Source organism: Gemmatimonadaceae bacterium (assembly GCA_036003045.1).
GTDB lineage: Bacteria > Gemmatimonadota > Gemmatimonadetes > Gemmatimonadales > Gemmatimonadaceae > JAQBQB01.
In genome coordinates this window covers 1-1,824 of record DASYSS010000011.1, presented here as the reverse complement: position 1 = coordinate 1,824, position 1,824 = coordinate 1, and the positions used below count along the sequence as shown (strand labels likewise).

Here is a 1,824-nt window from a genome sequence, read left to right as displayed (position 1 = left end):
ACGCATCGCGAGACGCCGATCGCGCTGCCGGCTGGCGGCTGTGCGGATGGCTTCTCGTGGGCGCCGGATGGGAGTGCGTTCGCGTTCCGGAACACCTCGCGCGATGCGGTGGAGCTGTGGGTGGGCGATCGTGACGGGAAGACGCACCGCGTCGGGACTGTCCGCCTCAATCCGATGCTCGGCAGCGCGCTGCAGTGGGCGGGCGACAGCAAGACGCTCCTCGTGAAGACCGTTCCTGACGACGCCGGCCCGGCACCTGTCGCCGAGGCGGGGATGGAAGGGCCGCGGATTCAGGAGTCGACCGGCGGCGGCGGCGAGTTCAGCACGTACGAGGCGCGCGACACGCTGCGCAACCAAGCGGACGAGGCGCTGTTCGAGTACTACGGCACGAGCCAGCTCGCGTTCGTCGACGCCGCGACCGGCACGGTCACGCGCGTCGGCGCGCCTGCGGTCCTCAGCGACGTCGATCTCGCACCCGATGGGCAGCACATCCTGGTCACGTCGATCCGGAAGCCGTATTCGTATGCGGTCACGTACGGCCGTTTCGCGCATGACGTCGAGGTGTGGGACCGCGCGGGCAAGGTGACGCCGCTCGCGCAGTTGCCGGTCGCGGAGCATGTTCCGATTCACGGAGAACCGACCGGTCCGCGCGATTACGAGTGGCGGCCGACCGAGCCCGCGACGCTCGTTTGGGCCGAGGCGCTCGACGGCGGAGACTGGAAGGCGAAGGTTCCCGCGCGCGACAAGGTGATGACGCTGAGCGCGCCGTTCACGTCGGCTCCCGTGGAGATCGCGCGCACGGAGCAGCGATTTGAAGGGATCGACTGGAGCGAGCAGCGCGGCGTCGGATTGCTCAATGAGTACGACGACAACCGCCATTGGCGGCGAACGTTCCTCATCGACGTCGCTCACCCCGAGGCGAAGCCGCGGCTGATCTGGGACCTCTCGAGCGACGAGTCGTACCGGAATCCCGGCCGGCCGATCTATCGCGTCCTGCCGAACGGAAAGTGGGCGGTGCTGCAGAAGGGAGACACCATCTTCCTCGCCGGCCAGGGCGCGTCGCCGGCCGGAGCGCGGCCGTTTTTCGACAGCTTCGATCTTCGTACCGGCCAATCGCGGCGGCTGTTCCGCAGCGACAAGGACGCGTACGAATACCCCTACGCTTTCGCCAACGACAAGACCGACGCACTGCTCACGCTGCGCCAAACGCCGGCCGAACCGGCCAACCTCATGCTGCGTACCCTCGGTGCGCCAGTGCCGAACGCCGCTCCAGGCGAAGCCGTCGTCACGTCGACGCGGCAGGCCATCACGCACATCCCCGATCCGACGCCCGCCGTGCGCTCCATCAAGAAACGTCTGGTGACCTACAAGCGCAAGGACGGACTCGATCTCTCGTTCACGCTCTACACGCCGCCGAGCTACAAAGAGGGGACGCGTGTGCCGGCGATCCTCTACGCGTATCCGCTCGACTACGCCAGCGCCAAGACGGCGGGCGAGGTCAGCGGCTCCGAGCAGCTCTTCACGCGGCTGCGCGATTACCAGTTGCTGCTCCTCTCCGGATACGCGCTCATCGACAACGCGGCGTTTCCGGTCGTCGGCGATCCGCAGAAGGCTTACGACACCTACATCGATCAGCTCATCGACGATGCGCAGGCTGCCGTCGACAAGGCGGTGGAGCTCGGGGTCGTCGACCGCGACCGCATCGGCGTGACGGGCCACAGTCACGGCGCGATGATGACCGCGAATCTCGTCGCGCACACGGACCTGTTCCGCGCCGGCGTCGCGACGAGCGGCGCGTACAACAAGACGCTGACGCCGTTCGGG

At 67.7% G+C, this 1,824-nt stretch carries 1 protein-coding gene; it reads left to right on the top strand.

Annotated elements, in window-relative coordinates; translation table 11 throughout:
- Positions 1 to 1,824 (top strand): prolyl oligopeptidase family serine peptidase (locus VGQ44_01400; GenBank protein HEV8445435.1); only part of this gene is annotated, 1,824 nt, incomplete at both ends.